Origin of the sequence: Acidicapsa dinghuensis (genome assembly GCF_025685685.1) — a bacterium.
GTDB classification, from domain to species: Bacteria; Acidobacteriota; Terriglobia; order Terriglobales; family Acidobacteriaceae; genus Acidicapsa; species Acidicapsa dinghuensis.
Map to the genome: position 1 here is coordinate 87,611 of NZ_JAGSYH010000012.1, position 19,817 is coordinate 107,427.

General features: G+C 57.7%; 11 protein-coding genes and 1 riboswitch. Of the genes, 7 read left to right on the forward strand and 4 right to left on the reverse strand.

Going from position 1 to position 19,817, the window contains the following annotated elements; translation table 11 throughout:
• Window positions 1-28 precede the first annotated feature (28 nt).
• From serB to OHL22_RS24545, 4 genes are all read right to left on the reverse strand, one after another.
• Window positions 29-922: a phosphoserine phosphatase SerB gene (gene serB, locus OHL22_RS24530; RefSeq protein ID WP_263342500.1), complete on the reverse strand. Its 894-nt coding sequence runs from the start codon at window positions 920-922 to the stop codon at window positions 29-31.
• Window positions 923-1,077: 155 nt separating this feature from the next.
• Window positions 1,078-3,357, reverse strand: a complete 2,280-nt coding sequence (gene metE, locus OHL22_RS24535) for a 5-methyltetrahydropteroyltriglutamate--homocysteine S-methyltransferase (protein ID WP_263342501.1) — start codon at window positions 3,355-3,357, stop codon at window positions 1,078-1,080.
• Between the two features lie 144 nt (window positions 3,358-3,501).
• Window positions 3,502-3,704, reverse strand: a riboswitch (cobalamin riboswitch).
• A 48-nt stretch (window positions 3,705-3,752) separates the two neighbouring features.
• Window positions 3,753-5,285 (reverse strand): glycoside hydrolase family 1 protein, encoded by a 1,533-nt coding sequence (locus OHL22_RS24540; RefSeq protein WP_263342503.1) that lies wholly within the window; start codon window positions 5,283-5,285, stop codon window positions 3,753-3,755.
• 90 nt (window positions 5,286-5,375) lie between these two features.
• Window positions 5,376-6,260 (reverse strand): aldo/keto reductase family oxidoreductase, encoded by an 885-nt coding sequence (locus OHL22_RS24545; RefSeq protein WP_317890922.1) that lies wholly within the window; start codon window positions 6,258-6,260, stop codon window positions 5,376-5,378.
• A gap of 90 nt (window positions 6,261-6,350) precedes the next feature.
• Between OHL22_RS24545 and OHL22_RS24550 the strand changes: the two genes are divergently transcribed.
• The 7 genes from OHL22_RS24550 to OHL22_RS24580 all read left to right on the forward strand — a co-directional run bounded on the left by OHL22_RS24550 (window position 6,351) and on the right by OHL22_RS24580 (window position 19,688).
• The gene (locus tag OHL22_RS24550) at window positions 6,351-6,992 is read left to right on the forward strand and encodes a TetR/AcrR family transcriptional regulator (RefSeq protein ID WP_263342505.1); all 642 of its coding nucleotides are present in this window, start codon (window positions 6,351-6,353) and stop codon (window positions 6,990-6,992) included.
• 139 nt (window positions 6,993-7,131) lie between these two features.
• Window positions 7,132-8,289: an FG-GAP repeat domain-containing protein gene (locus OHL22_RS24555; RefSeq protein ID WP_263342506.1), complete on the forward strand. Its 1,158-nt coding sequence runs from the start codon at window positions 7,132-7,134 to the stop codon at window positions 8,287-8,289.
• Window positions 8,290-8,609: 320 nt separating this feature from the next.
• A complete protein-coding gene (locus OHL22_RS24560; RefSeq protein ID WP_263342507.1) occupies window positions 8,610-12,356 on the forward strand; it encodes a chitobiase/beta-hexosaminidase C-terminal domain-containing protein in 3,747 nt (1,248 codons plus the stop codon).
• Window positions 12,357-12,498: 142 nt separating this feature from the next.
• Window positions 12,499-13,845, forward strand: coding sequence for a zinc dependent phospholipase C family protein (locus OHL22_RS24565; RefSeq protein WP_263342508.1), 1,347 nt, complete (start codon window positions 12,499-12,501; stop codon window positions 13,843-13,845).
• Between the two features lie 34 nt (window positions 13,846-13,879).
• Complete coding sequence (locus OHL22_RS24570; protein ID WP_263342509.1) at window positions 13,880-14,599, forward strand: LolA-like protein; 720 nt, start codon at window positions 13,880-13,882, stop codon at window positions 14,597-14,599.
• Window positions 14,600-14,732: 133 nt separating this feature from the next.
• Complete coding sequence (acs, locus tag OHL22_RS24575) at window positions 14,733-16,832, forward strand: acetate--CoA ligase (RefSeq protein ID WP_263342512.1); 2,100 nt, start codon at window positions 14,733-14,735, stop codon at window positions 16,830-16,832.
• Between the two features lie 468 nt (window positions 16,833-17,300).
• Complete coding sequence (locus tag OHL22_RS24580; RefSeq protein WP_263342513.1) at window positions 17,301-19,688, forward strand: chitobiase/beta-hexosaminidase C-terminal domain-containing protein; 2,388 nt, start codon at window positions 17,301-17,303, stop codon at window positions 19,686-19,688.
• The last annotated feature ends 129 nt before the right edge of the window (window positions 19,689-19,817 follow it).

The window sequence follows — 19,817 nt, forward strand, 5'->3', positions numbered from 1 at the left end:
TTTCGCAACTCAATAACCGCAGGAAATTTTAGTTCACAATCTCCAGCAACCCATCCAGACCCACATGCGTCATCGCAACCCGAGCCTCGGCCCGCACCACCGGCTTCGCGTGGAAAGCCACGCCAACCCCCGCGATCCGCAGCATTGGCAGATCGTTCGCTCCATCGCCCACCGCGACTGCGTCGTCCAGCGCAATCCCTTCGCGTCCAGAAACCTCTTCCAGCAACGCCCGTTTCCGCGCACCATCCACAATCGCCCCGCGCACCTCGCCCGTCACGACCCCATCAGCCACATCCAGCACATTCGCTTCCAGATAATCAATCCCCAGCCGCTCCTGCACCAGCCGCCCCAAAAACACAAACCCCCCTGAAAACACGGCGGTCTTTTTCCCTCGCACCTTCAGTTCTCGAAACAGCCGCTCCGCACCATCCATCAACGGCAGCCGATCTATCACCTTCACAATCTCCGTCTCACGCAATCCCTTCAGCAGCCGCACCCTCCGCCGAAAACTCTCCTGAAAATCAATCTCACCTCGCATCGCGGAAGTCGTTATCGCGGCGACTTTTTCGCCAACCCCCGCCAGCCGTGCCAGCTCATCAATCGTCTCCCCTTGAATCAGCGTCGAGTCCATATCAAACACAAACAGCCGCCGCTCCCGCTTCAGCTCGCTCTCCGGCTGCAAAACCACGTCCACCTGCCTGTCCTCAGCCACGCGCGCCAACTCAACCCGCATCGCCTCCGCATCGACCCCGCTGCCATACCCATGCAGCCGCACATGCGTATAGCTCGCATCGGGAATCCGCTCTGGCGTAAATCCATGGTCAAACTCCAAACCCTGCTCTTTCATGATCCGGTGGGCATCATTCTCCGCCCCACCCACATCCTCACGCCCCAACAGCGTGACCACCCAGTTCCGTACCATCCCATCTCCCGTAATCTAGTCAGCAATCGCTTCTCCCAGCCTATCAGCGCAACAAAAAAGTGCCGAAGCCTGCCGTTCCGCCCAATCCAAAAGCGAAACAGCAACGACTCCGGCAAAATCTCTCTCAAACTTCAATATCCGTGTCTCGTTTTTATCTACGCAGTCATTTCCGAACGAAGCCGCCCCGCAGCCTCGCACATATTCCTCAGCGCCGCCACAGTCTCCGGCCATCCTCGCGTCTTCAACCCGCAGTCCGGATTCACCCACACCTGCTCCGGCCGCAACACCTGCACCGCCAGCTTCAGCAGTGCATGCATCTCCTCCGCATCCGGCACACGCGGCGAATGAATGTCATACACCCCCGGTCCAATCTCGTTCGGATACCCATGCGCGCCAAACGCGTCCAGCAGCTTCATCCGCGAACGCGCCGACTCCATCGAGATCACGTCCGCATCCAGCGCCGCAATCGACGGCAGCACATCTTCAAACTCGCAGTAGCACATATGCGTGTGAATCTGCATCTCGTTGCGCACGCCGCTAGTCGCCAGCCGAAACGCCTTCACAGCCCAGTCGAGATACCCATCCCAATCCCTGTGCCGCAACGGCAAACCCTCGCGCAGCGCAGGCTCGTCCACCTGAATCACCCGGATCCCTGCAGCCTCCAGGTCGTTCACCTCTTCACGCAGCGCCAGCGCGATCTGCCAGGCCGTCTGCTGCCGCGGAATATCATTCCGCACAAACGACCACTGCAGAATCGTGATCGGCCCCGTCAGCATGCCCTTCATCGGCCTGTCAGTAAGCGACTGCGCATACTTGCTCCATCGCACCGTCATCGGCTCCGGTCGCGAAACATCGCCAAAAATCACCGGCGGCTTCACGCAGCGCGAGCCATAGCTCTGCACCCAGCCATTCTCCGTAAACGCAAAGCCATCAAGAAACTCCGCAAAATACTCCACCATGTCGTTGCGCTCAAACTCCCCATGCACCAGCACATCCAGCCCAATCGCCTCCTGCTCGCGAATGCAGCTTTCCGTCGCCTTCTGCAGAAATTCTTCGTACGCCTCAGCCGTCTCATGTCCCTGCTTGAACGCCGCACGATGCTTCCGCACCTCAGCCGTCTGCGGAAAAGACCCAATCGTCGTCGTCGGAAACAGGGGCAGCCCCAGCGCATCCCGCTGCACTCCGGCGCGTTCGTTGTAAACAGCAGCCCGTGCGAAATCTCCTTTACGCAAACCATCAATCTGTGTCCGCACCTTCGCATTCACAGATGTCTCTGCAGTCTCTCGATCCGCAATCGCCGCCGCATTCGCCCGCGCGGCATCCGCATCACCACTCGCCAGCGCAACAACCTCACCAAGCTTCTCCTCCGCAAACCGCAGCCAGCTCTTCAGCCGTGGAGAAAGCTTCGTCTCTCCGCACAGATCATGCGGCACATGCAACAGCGAGCACGAAGGCGCCACCAACACACGTTCCGCGCCAAGCTTCTCCACAGTCTTCACCAACATCTCCGAAGCCTCTGCAAAGCTCGTCAGCCAGATATTCCGCCCCTCCACGCAACCCACGCTCAGCACCTGATGCGGCTTCAGTGCGGCAACCGTTTCATCCAACTGCTGCGGCGCCCGCACCACGTCAATATGCAATCCCGCAGTATCCGCCTCAATAGTCAGCGGTAGATTCTCCGCCAGCCGCTCAAAGTAAGTCGTCAGCATCAGCTTCACCGGCACCTTCGCGAATGCCGCATAAGTCCTGCGAAAAACCTCAGCCGCACCCACCGACAGATCGGTAGCCAGCACCGGCTCATCGATCTGCACCCACTCCACTTTCTCTTCCGCCAGCCGTGCCAGCACCGTGCCGTAAGCCTCAATCAGCCTGTCCGCAAGCGACAGAGAATCGAACCCATCCGCCACATCCTTCCCCAGCAGCAACAGCGTCAGCGGACCAATCAGCACCGGCCTCGTCTCAATTCCCAGCTCCCGAGCCTCACGCACTTCGTTCAATAGCTTCGTCATATCCACTACAAACGAAAGCCCCTCACTCCACTCCGGCACAAGGTAGTGGTAGTTCGTATCAAACCACTTCGTCATCTCCATCGCTGTCTGCTTGCGGCTGTTGCGCGCCATGGCAAAATAGCGCTCTAGCGTGACCTGTCCAGTGCCAAACCGCTTCGGAGTAACCCCCAGCAGCACCAACATGTCCAGCACCTGGTCATACAGCGAAAAATCATTCGAAGGAATAAAATCAATCCCCGCCGCGCGCTGCAACTGCCAGTGCTCCGCGCGAAGCCGCCTCGTAACCTCCAGCAGTTCGCCCTCCGTCCGCTTGCCCGCCCAATAACCCTCCAGCGCAAACTTCAACTCACGCTGCCGACCCATGCGTGGAAATCCAAGGTTCGCCGTCTTCAGTTCCAGAAAATTTATTGCGTTACCTGCAACCATCTGGTTCTCTCCTTAATGCTCGAAAAGAACCACCCATGCGCAGGCAGACTTACGCGCAGAACGCACGCAAGCAGGCAATGGCCGCCATTCCAATCCCCGAGAACGGCAATCCTCAGCGCACCCACGGTCAGCGTCCAGCGCTTCCATGGTGGTGGCGGCAGGCCGGTCTTCGGACTCTGGGCTGCCTACTCCGTTGCCGCTTCCCGCCGTCTACTACGGCAGTGCTTGACTCGCGCCATGCAACGTTTCGTTCCCATCACCGCTGCGGGACAGCGCTGGATTCTCACCAGCTTCCCGTTTAACAAATCGCTCATATAAGCGACTTGACCTGCACCTCACCAGTCTACTGCACGTAGTCTCATAATCATGCCGCGCGGCATCATGTGCAGTACTGCTCAAACATCCAGCCGGTTCGCCGCAATCACTCGTCCATACCAATGCCCTGAGTCCTTGATCGTCCGCTTCTGATCGCGATAGTCCACATAGATCAGCCCATACCGCTCGCTGTGCCCATTCGCCCACTCAAAGTTATCGATCAAACTCCACGCGTGAAACGACCGCACCTTCGCCCCATCCGCAAGCGCCCGCGCCAACTCCGCAAGATCTTCGCGAAAGAACGCAATCCTCCGCATATCCGGCACGCGCCCATTCTCCTTCTCATAAGGCGCATCCAGATACCCGCACCCGCTTTCCGTAATCTCAATCGCCGGATAGTCATACTCGCGTGAAATCTGCATCACCAGGTCATAAATCCCACGCGGCCAAACCTCCAGCCCCGACTCCGTCAGCGGACCCTCCGCAGGCATCTCCGCCCGGAACCGCGTCAGCGGATCGCGCCCCGTCGCCGGATCAGCCTCAATCTCCGTCCCGCTGAATCCACCACCCCCAAACGCCCTCACATCGCTCGCATCCGAGACCACCCGCCGCGTGTAGTAGTGAAACCCCACCCAATCCAGCGGAGCCTGCATGATCTTCTCGTCGCCCGCTCTGTATCCCATCCGCTCCAGCGGAGGCTCACCCACAAATGCCTTCGGATAGCGGCCCTTCATCGCCGCCTCCAGAAAGAACACATTGTTCATCGCGTGATATCGCGCCGCCGCCGCGCGATCCGCCTCCGAATCCGTCTTCGGATACGCCGGGCACATCCCATACGCGCTGCCCACAGTCGCCTTCGACGAAGCAGCCTTGATCGCTCGCAACGCCTGCCCTTGTGCCAGCGAAACCGTATGCGCGGCCTTCAAAAAATCATCAAAGTTCGCGCGCCCCGGCGGAAATGCCCCCACGCCATAACCCATGTAAGTGAACGACCACGGCATATTAAACGGAGCCCAAACCGTTATCCGGTCTCCAAGATGTTTCGCCAGTATTCCCGCGTAATCCGCGTAGTAATTCGCCAGATCGCGATTCGGCCATCCACCCTTATCTTCCAGCGCCTGCGGCAAATCCCAGTGATAGATCGTGCAAAACGGACGCAGCCCATTCTCCAGCATCGCGTCCACCACTTTGCTGTAGTGGTCAACGCCTTTCATATTCGGCGCGCCCACGCCCGTCGGCTGTATCCGTGGCCACGATATCGAAAATCGATAGCTTTTCAGATTCAGCCGCTTCGCCAGCGCCAGATCCTGCGCATACAGGTGATACTGATCGCAGGCCACATCGCCTGTCGTTCCGCCCTTCACCTTGCCAGGCGTATGCGTAAACCTGTCCCAGATGGACTCACCCTTGCCATCCTCGTTCCACGCACCCTCCACCTGATAAGCAGCAGTAGCTGCGCCCCACAAGAATCCCTCAGGAAAGCGCGCCTTCGCCACCGCATCCGAAGAAACAGCCCCAGGCGTTTGCTCGCTCATCGTCGCACGCGCATTCCCGCCAAGCAGCGCTGCTCCAGCCGCCGTCAAAGCGCCACTCACAAACTCTCGACGATCCATATCCTCCCCCTGCATACACAGGGGAAGGATACGCCCCCATCAAGGCAGCCGATGCAGCATCCGAAACAAAGCCAGCGCTGATCCCCTTAGCTATTGCACGCGAGCCCCAATCGAATCCAACTCCCGCAGCACATCCTCCGAAAGCACAATCTCCGCCGCCGCAAGATTCTCCTTCAGATGCCCCAACGACTTCGTTCCCGGAATCAGCAGCACATGCGGAGCACGATGCAGCAGCCAGGCCAGCGCCACCTGCATCGGCGTAGCATTCACCTTCGCAGCCACATCATTCAGCGTCTCCGACTGCAGCGGCGAAAATCCACCGAGAGGGAAGTACGGCACATACGCAATCCCCTTCGTCCCTAGATAGTCAATCAACGCATCATCTTCCCGATGCGCAAGGTTGTAGTGGTTCTGCACGCCCACCAGCGGCGCAATTTTCTCCGCCTCCTGTACCTGATTTAACGTCGCGTGGCTCAGCCCCAGATGTTTCACCAGCCCCTTTTCACGCAACTCCGCAAGCGCCGTCCATCGTTCCTCAATAGATCCCTCGGCAGGCTTGTGATCTCCACCACCCCAAAGCCGCAGATTCACCACATCCACCGCATCGATCTTCAGATTGCGCAGATTGTCCTCCACCCCCTGCCGCAACTCCTCCGGGCTCTGCGCCGGCAGCCACTCAGCCTTCTCGCCGCGCCGTCCACCTACCTTCGTCACAATCGTCAACCCGGCATACGGATGCAGCGCCTCACGCAGAATCTCATTCACCACATGCGGCCCATAAAAATCGCTCGTATCAATGTGGTTCACACCCGCCTCAACCGCCGCGCGCAGCACAGCCACAGCCTCAGCCCGATCCTTCGGTGGACCAAACACCCCAGGCCCCGCCAATTGCATAGCGCCGTAGCCCATCCGCTGCACCGTCACATCCGTACCTGGAAACGTAAACGTCCCACCCAGCATCTCTTTGCTCGACATTCTTCCTCCATTCACTCCATAAAAGCATCTTGTGCTCTCTTCAAGCATCCTGTCTTTGGATGAAGGAATCTTCAGTTTCGGAGTTCGCATTTGCCTTTCGCCGCCCAACCCGCTCTGCACCCGCGTAAAACGCCCATCCAGGCTCGCTCCACCGTCACCGTCGATGCCATTCTTGAGGCCACCATTCAGGTTTTGCTCACTCTCGGCAAAGAGCGCCTCACCACCACCGCCGTCGCCCACCGCGCCGGAGTCTCCGTCGGCACCCTCTATCAATATTTTCCTAACAAGCGAGCACTGCTCCAGGCCTGCCTAAAGCGCCACATGAATGAAATTGGCGAATCCGTCCTCCGAGCCTGCGAACAACATCGCAACGCCTCGCTCTTCGACATGGCAGACTCCCTCATCTACGCTTATCTCGCAGCCAAGATGCGCGACGTCAAAACCAGCGCCGCACTCTATGCGGTTGCCTCTGATATTGAAGGCCACGCAATCGCCCAAACCACCAGTAGTCGCTCCCTGCACGTCATCGCCAGCCTCTTTGCTACCGCCCGCGAGCGCCTTACCAAAGACCCCGAACTAATCGCTTCGGTCGTAGTTTCAACCCTCAACGGCATCTCCCGCCGTATCCTCGAATCCAAATCTCCCGAGCGCACCATCGGCCCTCTCCGCGAAGAACTACTGGTCCTAGTCCACGCCTATCTGCAGACCTGCATAGCCGGCGTCAACGCTTAACTTCGCTATCAAGTTACTTTGCTCGTAGGTCAAAAGAATCAGTAAACCGGAGATGGAGCTGACCGCGATATCAAAGGTCCTGTTTCGCCGATCTCTTCCCGAGCGCAGTATTTTGCGTTAACCTCATCGCCAGCGCCTCATGCGCACTCTATATCAGCTCGCGTTCTTTCTCGGCGCCAGCACACTCCTCGCGCACGCGCAGCAGTTCCGCCAGATAACCATCCCCACCGGCCCCAGCCCTCGATGGATCGCAGTCGCCGACCTGAACCATGATCACAATCCCGATATAGTTGTCGCCAACTCCGGGTCGGACAGTTCAGATTCCGGCACCATCGCGATCCTGCTCGGCGATGGCCGCGGCAGCTTTCAACCCGCCCCCGGCTCACCCTTCGCCGCCGGTCACCTCCCCAACGACATCGCCATCGCCGACATAAACAACGACGGCAACCTCGATCTCATCATTGCGAATCATCAGTCGCCCTATCTGCGCATCTTCCTCGGAGATGGCCGCGGAGCCTTCCATCTCGCTCCCGGCTCACCCGTCGATGTTCATTCCAATCCGCATCCCCACGCCGTCATCGCCGCCGATTTCAACTCCGACGGCAAACCCGACGCCGCCACCGACAGCTGGGGCAACAATCAAATCGAGATCCTTCGCGGTGACGGTACTGGACGCCTCCTCACACCCGGCACATTCTTCGCCACCGGTCACCGTCCCTACGAGCGCCTGCGCACAGCCGACTTCAACCATGACGGCCACCCCGACATCGTCACCACCAACCTCGACGATGGAACGGTCTCCATCCTGCTCGGCGATGGCCATGGAGGCCTGCACAACGCTCCCGGATCGCCTTTTCCTGCAGGCGCAAAACCATGGCAGATCGCTATCGATGACCTCAACGACGACGGCAACGCCGATCTCATCATCATCCCCTATCAGCGTGACATCAGCGGCCCGCAAGAGAATGTCGTTACCGTCCTGCAAGGCGACGGCCATGGCGGTTTTCATCCCATGCCGGATACACCGCTCTCGCTCGAAGGCTGTCGCGGCCCCAATAGCGTAGCCGCCGGTGATATCACCGGCGATGGAACCCAGACCCTTGCCATCGCCTGCGCAGAGAGCCGCATGCTCCTGCTCTACCACCGCGACACATCAGGCAAATTCACCAGTGCCACAAAGTCCATCCCCGGCAGCTGGGGATCGGTCGCCATCGCCCGTCTTACCGCAGGTCCACGCAGCGCCATCATCACCGCCAATGCCGACGCCGGTTCCATCACAATCTATCTGCCCAAATAAGAAACATCAGAGCAGAATCCACTCGTCATCCTTCGCGTATCTGCAAACCGCATGGCGTCATAGGTACTGTGTGGCGCGTATCGCGAATTAAATCCAGTACGAGATTGCAACTGATTTCAGCGAAATGAAAATGTAGTAGCTTTGCGTGGAATCGGACATCCACGATGCATTTTGATCCCTAAGATGCTGTCGAGGAGACTCAGATGGCTCTATATGGGCGTTATGAAGTCATCGGCTTGCCCAGGATCGTTCAAAACAGTTCTAGGCGAAGCATCATTGCTCCGCGGTCCTCCTGGTCGAAACATTCAGCCGTATTCTCAATGCTTGCGTTGCTTCTTCTCCTTGCTACTGGACTGCGCGCAATCTCCCAGGTCAATGTGACCACCGCCCACAACGACATTGGCCGCACTGGCCAGAATCTGAGTGAAACAATCCTCACCACCTCCAACGTCAACCCCACCCAGTTCGGCAAGCTTTTTTCGCAACCGGTAGATGGCCAGATCTACGCCCAGCCACTGTACATGTCGGGCATTACTGTCAACGGCGCAGTCCACAACGTCGTATATGTAGCTACCGAAAACGACAGTGTCTATGCCTTCGACGCCGATATGAATGGTGGCGCCAATGCCTCTCCTCTCTGGTTTGCTTCGATGCTTTCCACATCGCATGGCGCAGCCGCGGGCGCGACCGCGATCCCGTCCAGCATACTCAGTTCAGACATACAGCCGATTCTTGGAATTACAGGTACACCGGTGATCGATTCGACAACCGGAACCCTCTATGTGGTGAGTGGCTCGCTGGAATCAAACGTCGTGGTGCAGCGGCTGCATGCCCTCGACATTACAACGGGCCTGGAAAAATTCGGCGGCCCGGTTGTAATTAAAGCGTCTGTTCCCGGTACCGGTAATGGAAGCGTCAATGGTGTCCTTGATTTCGATCCCATGTGGCAAAACCAAAGACCCGGGCTTCTGTTGCTCAATGGCATTGTCTGGATGGGATTTGGTTCACATGGAGACAACGGTCCATGGCACGGGTGGATCCTCGGATACAACGCCGCTACCCTCGCACAGACTGGCGCCTTCTGCTCCACACCCAACGGCGTAGGCGGAGGCATCTGGATGGCCGGTGGAGGACTGGCCGCCGATCAACTCGATCCCGTCAACCGTCCCTACGGCAGAATGTTTGTGCCATCGGCCAACGGGGACTACAACGCAAGCGCGCCCTACACCAACCAGATGGATTACGGTGACAGCGAACTTGATCTGGATCTGACTAACGGTGTTCCTACCATCACCGATGAATTCACCCCCGGCGTCCAGACAACTCTCGACGCTCAGGATCTGGATCTAGGCTCAGGCGGTCTGTTGATTCTGCCGACGCAGATCTCCGGCAACTACCCGCACCTCGCTGTTCAGGCCGGGAAACAAGGTACGTTCTATCTACTTAATCGGGACAATCTTGGCGGTTATAGCACCACCGCCGATCAGGTTGTGCAGGAGCAAACGGCAGTGATAGGCCGTGCCGGCTCATGGAGTTCGCCTGCTTATTGGAACGGGAACATCTATTGGTGGGGAAAGTATTATTCCCTCGAATCGTACGCGCTCGTCAACGGGATGCTCTCTACCTCACCCACGACTTCAAGCGAAATCTACGGTTATCCAGGCGCGACTCTTTCGATCTCAGCCAACGGCAATACCCAGGGCATAGTTTGGAGCGTTGACACAGAAACCTACCCGTCGAGCGGCCCAGCGGTCCTCCAGGCCCATAATGCAAGCAACGTAGCCACTACCCTCTATTCGAGCGCAACCAATGCGGCCCGCGATCAGGCCGGTCCCGCTGTAAAGTTCGCTGTTCCGACCATCGCCAACGGGAAGGTGTATGTGGGCGCGGGCGGCGAATTGGATTTCTATGGATTGCTTAGCAGCCTGAATCCCGCTGCAACTCCCGTGATATCGCCCGCAGGTGAATCTTTTTCCACCAGCGTCAGCGCTGTCATCACCGATTCCACCCCCAACGCGAGCATCTACTACACCACGGACGGATCGCCGGCGACCACCAGATCCACTCTCTATTCGGGAGCGATTACGGTAAGCTCCGACGAAACTATCCACGCCGTCGCAAGCGCTACCGGCTATGACGTCAGCGCGCAGGCCAGCGCGGCGTTTACCGATCTGGAGCAGGTTCCGCCGGTAACTTTCAGTATTGCTGGCGGCACCTATACTTCGGCGCAGCCACTCACTCTTTCCGATAGCACTCCCAACGCGAGCATCTACTACACCACCGATGGTTCTACCCCCACAACGTCGTCCGCACGCTATTCCAGCCCGATCGTGATCAACACAAATGAGCTGGTGACGGCGATGGCGACAGCGCCCAGCCTGATGAGCAGCACGCCAGATTCGCAAACCTATGTCATCCAACTGGGACAGACCGGGATCAATTTCACCCAGGGCTTCTCGGCTTCGAGCGGTTTAATCATCCAAAACGGCTCCAGCCGTCTTGAGGATACGCGGATCCAACTGACCGATGGAGAGTCTTCGGAGACCGGCTCGGCGTTTTACTACACCCCCGTCAACATTCAGGCGTTCACAACCAGCTTCTCCTTCCAGCTCTCCAATCCAAATGCCGATGGATTCACCTTCACCATCCAAAACGCCCAGAGCGGGACTGCCGCTGTTGGCTCTTTGGGCGGCGGTCTTGGCTACGCCACGATTGGCAACTCCGTGGCCATTAAATTTGATCTCTACAACAATGCAGGTGAAGGCTCGGATTCCACAGGTCTTTACACCGACGGCGCAGTTCCAACCGTTCCCGCGATCGACTTGAGCTCCACTGGAATCAATCTTCACAGCGGCGACCAGATGACAGTGAATCTGGCTTACAACGGCGCCACTCTTACGATGAACATTACCGACATCGTCACCTCCGCGACATGGTCCACAAGCTGGACCGTCGACATTCCGGCCATCGTTGGCAGCAACTCAGCCTATGTCGGCTTTACGGGTGGCACCGGGGGAGAAACGGCAAGCCAAAAAATTCTTACATGGACGTATAGCGTAGCCACGCCCGTGCCCTCTCCAACCTTCTCGCCAGCCGCAGGCGCTTACAACGGCCCGCAGACCGTCAGCATCAACTACGCTACCAGCGGCGCGACCATCTACTACACCACCAATGGCTCACTCCCAACAACGGCGTCGTCCGTCTACTCCGCCCCCATCCAGGTGACCAGCAGCGAGACAATACACGCCATGGCCATTGCAAGCGGCACGCCCAGTCCCATCTCGCAGGCCGCCTACACCATAGCGCAGGTAGTCGCCACGCCAACCTTCGCCCCTGGGACCGGAACGTATTCCTCTGCGCAGTCCGTCACCATCTCCGACGCTACTGCTGGAGCTACGATTTACTACACCACCAACGGCACTGGCCCCACGACTTCGTCTGCAATCTATACTTCGCCAATCGCCGTAAACGCCACCCAGACCATCAAGGCCATCGCAGTCGAAAAGGGATTGGCCACCAGCACCGAGGGCCAAGCGACGTACACCATTTCAGCGCCACCGCCTGTGGTCGCCACGCCTACATTTTCTCCTGGGACCGGAACCTATTCCTCCGCGCAGAGCGTCACCATCTCTGATGCCACTGCGGGAGCTACCATTTACTACACCACCAACGGCACTGGCCCCACGACTTCGTCTACAATCTACACTTCGCCAATCGCTGTGAGCGCCACAGAGACCATCAAGGCAATTGCGGTCGAAAAGGGACTGGCCACCAGCACCGAGGGCCAGGTGACATACACCATTTCAGTGCCGCCGCCGGTTGTCGCCACGCCGACATTTTCTCCTGGGACCGGTACCTATACCTCCACGCAGTCCGTCACCATCTCCGACGCCACTGCGGGAGCTACCATTTACTACACCACCAACGGCACTGGCCCCACGACTTCCTCCGCAACATACACTTCACCAATCGCTGTAAACGCCACCCAGACCATCAAGGCAATTGCAGTCGAAAAGGGAATGGTCACCAGCACCGAAGGGCAGGCGACATTCACGATTAATCCATGAATGGCAAACCGCCCGATACAAGCATGTGCTTTACCGCAGCCTCAGCCTGTTTGCGTTTGTCCAAATAGGCCGCTGTAATGCGCAATTCAACACTCCCGCCAATGAGCTAAGCCCGCTATCCTTCTATCTGCAGGCCTTTTTCATGCTCACAACCCGTAACAGCGATACCACCGCGCATTTCACACAGGCCAAATCCTCCCGGCCCATCCGCGTCGCCATCTTCACATCCATCGCAGCCATTCTCCTGTTAGCCTTCGCTAGCCGCCCATCCCGCGCCTACTCCGTCCTCACCCACGAAGAAATCATCGATCTCCTCTGGCATGACGAACTCGTCCCACTCCTCCGCGCACGTTTCCCCAACGCCACAGCCGACGAACTCCACACCGCCCACGCCTACGCCTATGGCGGCTCTCTCATTCAGGACATCGGCTACTACCCCTTCGGCAGCCATCTCTTCAGCGACCTGACCCACTACGTCCGCAGCGGAGACTTCGTCATCAACCTGCTTAAAGAGTCGCAGGACATCAACGAATATGCCTTCGCCCTCGGCGCTCTCGCCCACTACGCCAGCGACACCGACGGCCACCCCGCCGTCAATGCAGCCGTCTCCTACGATTTTCCAAAACTACACGCCAAATTCGGCCCCAGCGTCACCTACGAAGATGATCCCAAAGCCCACATCCGCACCGAATTCGGCTTCGACGTTCTGCAGGTAGCTCACGACCGCTTCACCTCAGACGCCTATCACGACTTCATCGGTTTCCAGGTATCCCGGCCCGTCCTCGAACGCGCTTTCATCGACACCTATGGCATCAAGCTCACCGACGTCATCTCCGATCCCGACCTCGCCATCGGTACCTTCCGCTACACCGTCAGTACGCTTATCCCCACCTTCACCAAGGTAGCTATCGTCACCAAGCATGACGAAATCCAGCAAGCCGATCCCACCATGACCCGCAAGCGCTTCCTCTACCACATGTCCCGCCATCAGTTCGAAAAAGACTGGGGCAAGGACTACAAGCGCCCAGGCTTCTTCGCCCATTTCCTCGCCTTCTTGGTGCGCATCCTTCCCCACGTCGGCCCACTCAGTACCCTCGATATCAAAGTTCCCGACACCACCACCGAACCCCTCTACATGCACAGCCTTGAGCAGTCCACACGCACCTACAAAGCCGAGCTCAAGCTCTCCGATGCCCCCGCCTTCCATCTCGAGAACAAAGACTTCGACACCGGCAAGCCCACCGCCATCGGCGAATATCACCTCACCGACGAAACCTATACCCAGCTCCTCGACAAGCTGGCCAAATCCCACTTCGACCAGACGCAGCCCCAGCTTCGCGACAACATCCTCAACTTCTTCTCCGGTCCAAACCCCCCGGCCTACGCCATTAAATCTAAAAAGAAATGGGCCAGAACCCAGCAGGAGTTAACCCAGCTCCGCGCCTATCAACCCGCAACCGCACAAGCCGTCACTCAAACCGGCCAATAACCCCTGATTCATCCGAAAGCGTCCAAACCTCCCGATGCCATCCCCCCAAGCAATTCGCATCCTCGCCGTCATGCTCGCTGTCCCAGCGCTTGCCATGTCGCAAACATCCAGCACTCCCACACGCGACCAGATCATCCAGGGCATTGACACCGCCGTCCAAAAACGCCTCGACGCCATCTCCCGTTACACCGTTCAGGAGCAGTACAACATCTACCGCAACGGCTCCAAAACTTCCTCCGCACAAGAGACCATCCAGACCACCTACACACGCAACGTCGGTAAGGACTACAAAACCATAGCCCAGTCCGGTTCATCGCTCATGCGCTCCGCCATCATCGACAAAGTCCTCGCCAGCGAAAAAGAAATCAATCTTCCCGCCAATCGCGAAGCCGCTCTCCTTACCTCGCATAACTACGAACTCATCCCGCTGCCCGGCACCGTCGACTACAAAGGCGAAACCTGCATCATCGTCGAGCTTCACCCCCACCGCAAAAGCCAGCATCTCTTCACCGGCAAGCTCTGGGTCGATGCCACCGACTACACCATCGTCCACATCGAAGGCACCCCCTCCGAATCCCCATCCTTCTTCGCTGGCCAGACCACCGTCTCCCGCGACTACGCCAAAGTCAACGGCTACGCCATGGCCACCCACGCCGAGGCCCACTCCCACAGCTTTCTCTTCGGCGACACCCTCCTCTCCATCGACTACACCAACTACAACATCGACCTCGACCCTCAATCCCCATCCAATTAACCTCCGATTGAGCTGTCTATACTTGCCGCCTGTCCCTGCCAGCCGCTATCGTTTCAATCGGAAGCCAGCGTCAACCGTCCTTTTTCACTCGGCTCTGGCCCACGCCATTATTTCCGTCTAAAAAGGACCGCCCATGTCTTCGCAATCCATGCCGTCATCGATTTCTGCTCAAGACCTCGACTCCATCCTTCGCGAAGACCGCATCTTCCCCCCGCCGCCCGAATTCTCCTCCACTGCCCACATCAAGTCCCTCGCCGAATACGAATCCCTCTACAACCGCTCCATCGCCGATCCCGAATCCTTCTGGGCCGAGGCCGCCCGCAATCTCCACTGGTTTCAGCCCTGGACCAAGACCCTCGACTGGAACCTCCCCTGGGCCAAATGGTTCGTCAACGGCAAGCTCAATCTCTGCTCCAACTGCGTAGACCGCCACGCCCTCGGCGACAACGCCGAAAAGACCGCCATCATCTGGGAAGCAGAGCCTATAGGTGAAGACGGACAGCCCGAGATCCGCACCCTCACCTACGCCCAGCTCCATCGCGAAGTCCAGCGCTTCGCCAACGCCCTTAAATCCCTCGGTATCCAGAAAGGCGACCGCGTCGCCATCTACATGGGCATGACCCCCGAGCTTGCCATCGCCTTGCTGGCCTGCGCGAGAATCGGCGCCGTCCACAACGTAATCTTCGGCGGATTCGCCGCCCACGCCATCGCCGACCGCGTCAACGACTCCCAGTGCGTCGCCATCCTCACCCAGGACAGCAGCTACCGCCGCGGCTCCGAAGTTCCCCTCAAGCGCACTGTCGACGAAGCCCTCGCCAACACCCCATCCGTCAAGCACGTCGTCGTCCTCAAGCGCAGCGGCACGCCCGTCAACATGCAGCCCGGCCGCGACTGGTGGTGGCACGACCTCGTCGCCTCATCCCGCCCCATCTGCCCCGCCGAGCCAATGGACTCCGAAGATCCGCTCTACATCCTCTACACCAGCGGAACCACCGGCAAACCCAAAGGCCTCGTCCACACCACGGGCGGATACTCGGTAGGCACTTACCTAACCACCAGGTATTGCTTCGACCTCGACAATCCCAACCACCCAAACGACGTCTTCTGGTGCACCGCCGACATCGGCTGGGTCACCGGCCACTCCTACGTCGTCTACGGCCCCCTCCAGAACGGCGCCACCGTCCTCATGTACGAGGGCGCGCCCAACTACCCCGGCTGCGACCGTTTCTGGGACATCATTGATCGCCACAAAGTCACCATCTTCTACACCGCCCCCACCGCCATCCGCGCCTTCATCAAGTGGGGCAATGAACACGTAGAAAAGCACTCCCTCGCATCCCTCCGCCTCCTCGGCACCGTCGGCGAGCCCATCAATCCCGAGGCATGGATGTGGTACCGAGAAAAGATCGGCCATAACCGCTGCCCCATCGTCGACACCTGGTGGCAAACCGAAACGGGCGGCATCATGATCGCGCCCATCCCCGGCGCGGTCCCCACCAAACCCGGCTCCGCCACCCGCCCCTTCTTCGGAATCCAGCCGGAAGTCGTCACTCCCGAGGGCAAACCCGTACCCAAAGGCTCCGGCGGCCTCCTCGTCATCCGCAAGCCTTGGCCCTCTATGGCCCGCACCGTCTGGGGAGACCCCGAGCGCTACCAGAAAACCTACTGGTCCGACGTCCCCGGCAGCTACTTCACTGGCGACGGAGCCCGCCAGGACGCCGACGGCTACTACTGGCTAATGGGTCGCGTAGACGACGTCCTAAACGTCTCAGGCCACCGCTTAGGCACCATGGAAGTAGAGTCAGCATTAGTAGCCCACCCCAAAGTGGCCGAAGCCGCAGTAGTAGGCCGCCCCGACGATTTAAAGGGACAAGCAGTAGTAGCCTTCGTAACTCTCGAAGGCCACGTAGCCGCAAGTTACGCCAAAGCCGAGTCGTCCTCAGCAGCCGACCACGGCTCTGCTACTCCTGCGTCCTCTGCGGATTCTGCTGCCCCGGCTAACTCGCTCGAGTCCCTAAAGGATGAGCTAAAGAAGTGGGTAGCCAAAGAAATCGGCCCCATAGCCCGCCCAGACGACATAAGATTTACCGACGCCCTGCCCAAAACAAGAAGCGGCAAAATCATGCGCCGCCTGCTTAGAGAACTAGCCACCCACGGCGAAATCAAAGGCGACACCACCACCTTGGAAGACTTCCAGGTAATAGCCAAACTCCGCGAATCCGACGAGGGCTAGTCTGTCCCGACATTTCCTTCAGGTGTTCTTCTAGCAATTAACCATTCGCGGCGGCTGTTTTTCAGCTTTTAGGTTTTGTGCCTCTAAAACTGTCCGGTAACATTAAATTTTAGAAAAAATCTTTTGCTTGCACCTCCAGCGCAGTAAAATGGCTAAGCAATTTACCGTCCATCTTTATCAGTCCGATAGCATGTGCAATTTGGCTAGGCGAATGCGTCCTTGGTCATAATTTCACGCGTTCGCAGCAGTTTCGCGAAAGATGGCTATTAAAAGGAAATGGCCGTGAAGCATTGTATTTGTTTGTTTCGCCTTCTGGTTAAACTGATGTTGTCATCTCGTTCTAAGGACCCATTTGCAAAGTTATGGAGAAGACAACAGATACTTACCTCATCTTCCACAGTTCTTCTAATTTCTATGAGCTTTGGCGTTGCCTTTTCAGTTCAAGCTCAAACAAACGAGTGGACATGGATGGGAGGCAGCAATACAGATAACAAGGGCTCGCATGGCGTCTATGGAACCTTGGGCGTACCTGCAGCTCTGAATAGTCCATCAGGACGCTCGTTTGGTGTGAAATGGACTGACAGCGACGGTCACTTCTGGCTCTTTGGAGGACTGGGTTCCGATGCCGTCGGGACTCAGGGATTCTTGAATGACCTATGGGAATACGACCCCTCAGCGCATGACTGGGCATGGATGGGAGGCAGCAGCAACATAGGCGCCACCTGCATCCAGATTACGAGTCAGACCTTCTGCGGTGAATCTGGAGTGTATGGAACACTAGGAGCACCAGCCTCAGGAAATGCTCCTGGAGGCCGAGAATGGGCAACGAGTTGGAGTGATTACAGCGGCCACCTATGGCTCTTTGGGGGTTGGGGTTTCGACTCCGCCGGTACTCTCGGCTTTCTCAATGATCTGTGGGAGTTTGATCCGACGAGCAAGCAATGGACGTGGATGGGAGGAAGCAGCACCGTCCCTTCACTTTTCGACGGCGAGCCCGGTATATATGGAACGCTGGGAACGCCCGCCTCTACAAATATCCCCGGCGCCCGCTATGAGACAGCGAGCTGGACCGATCACGACGGAAATTTCTGGCTCTTTGGAGGAGTCGGTTATAACGGCACCGATATTCAGTGCTACTTGAATGATCTATGGGAATACAGTCCAACCACTCATGAGTGGACATGGAAAAGCGGTAGCAGTTCCGGGGAGAGTCCCTCATGGGGGCTTTCAGGAATCTATGGAACCATGGGCAAACCGGCAGCGGACAATGTTCCGGGATCCAGACAGTCGCCAATGAGCTGGACTGACGGCAACGGCAATCTTTGGCTTTTTGGAGGTTATGCCTTCGATGTAGATCAAAATCCGAGCCTCGCGAACGATCTATGGGAATTCAACATCTCCACAAACCAGTGGGCATGGATGAATGGATATGAATACTCGGGAATTATCGGAAGCTACGGAACGCTGGGGGAAGCTTCCTCCGGAAACGTGCCCGGGCCGCGCACCAGCGGGGCCACCTGGACGGACACCAAAGGCAATATCTGGCTCTCCGGAGGCTCGGGCTCCGCTGGAACCCTGAATACGGGCGCTCTGAACGATCTATGGCAATTCTCCCCCTCTACCAATGAGTGGACCTGGATGGGAGGTGCCGACGACCTCGGCATTAACGGATTCAAGCCCGGCGTATATGGGACGCTAGGCACGCCTGCGGCAACCAACATTCCCGGCAGCCGCGCAGGAGCTTTTAGTTGGATCGACACGAATGGCGATCTCTGGCTCTTCAGCGGCGCTGCATATGACGCGAATGGAGATCTCGGAGGGCCGAATGATCTATGGAAATATGGGCTTTCGGCAGGGTCACCATTGACGGAGGCACCTATGTTTAGCGTGCCATCAGGTACATATTCAGCGGAACAGACAGTAACGATCACGGACACAACAGCCGACTCTAGCATCTACTTCACTACGGATGGCTCGACGCCCACGACCAAATCGATGGTTTATAGCGGCCCGATCGGTGTCTCATCGAGTGAAACCATCGCGGCCATTGCCATCGCGCCTGGCTACAGCAGCAGTGTGATCGCGTTGGCTACTTACACGCTCCCGTCAACCAATCCTGCTGCCACCCCGGAAATCAGTCCAGCTTCTGGAACCTACACTGCAGCGCAGTCGGTTTCGATCAGTGATGTAACGTCGAATGCATCGATTTATTACACAATCGACGGAACCATTCCAACTACCGCTTCTACGCTGTACACAGGACCTATTTCGGTCAATTCATCGGAAACCATAGAAGCCATTGCTGTGGCCAGCGGATATGCCAATAGCCCAGTAGCTACTGCACAATATGTAATTAACCTTCCTCCGCCCACTTTCAGCCTGACTGCGTCGTTGTCTTCACTTACTGTAAAGTCTGGGGGAAGTGGCATAGTAATTCTCACTGCGACGCCTCAGAATGGTTTTAGCGCCCCAATTAACTTCTCCTGTTCGGGGCTGCCTGCGGGTGCCACTTGTAGTTTTGATCCAACGAGTGTAACGCCATCTGGAGGCGCAACTACGACTCAACTTACATTCAATACTTCTCCGCAATCTGCAAGCTCCAGTCGCTTATTTGCGCGAGAAAGCATCGCGCTCACTGCTGTTCTTTGCCTCTTTGGTGTAAAACGTCGCAGTCGTGTCTATACATGGCTTGTTGTTATAGCGGTTGCTGGAGGTATGATGTTGTTTTCCGGTTGCGGTGGTGGGGGTTCATCAGGATCTGGTTCAACTTCAACGCCTATCACATCCTCCGTTACCGTAACTGCGACCTCAGGTTCAATCCAGCAGACAGTACGTATTTCGCTGACCGAAGATTAGGCGGGTGTCTGTAGAAGCTCAAGAGGTTGTTCCATCGGCGAGCGGTATCTCGGAGCGGCTGATGGGCGGGTTGTAGTTGAGGCTACCATGAGGTCTTTCGTGGTTGTAGTAGTGAGTCCATGGCTGCAG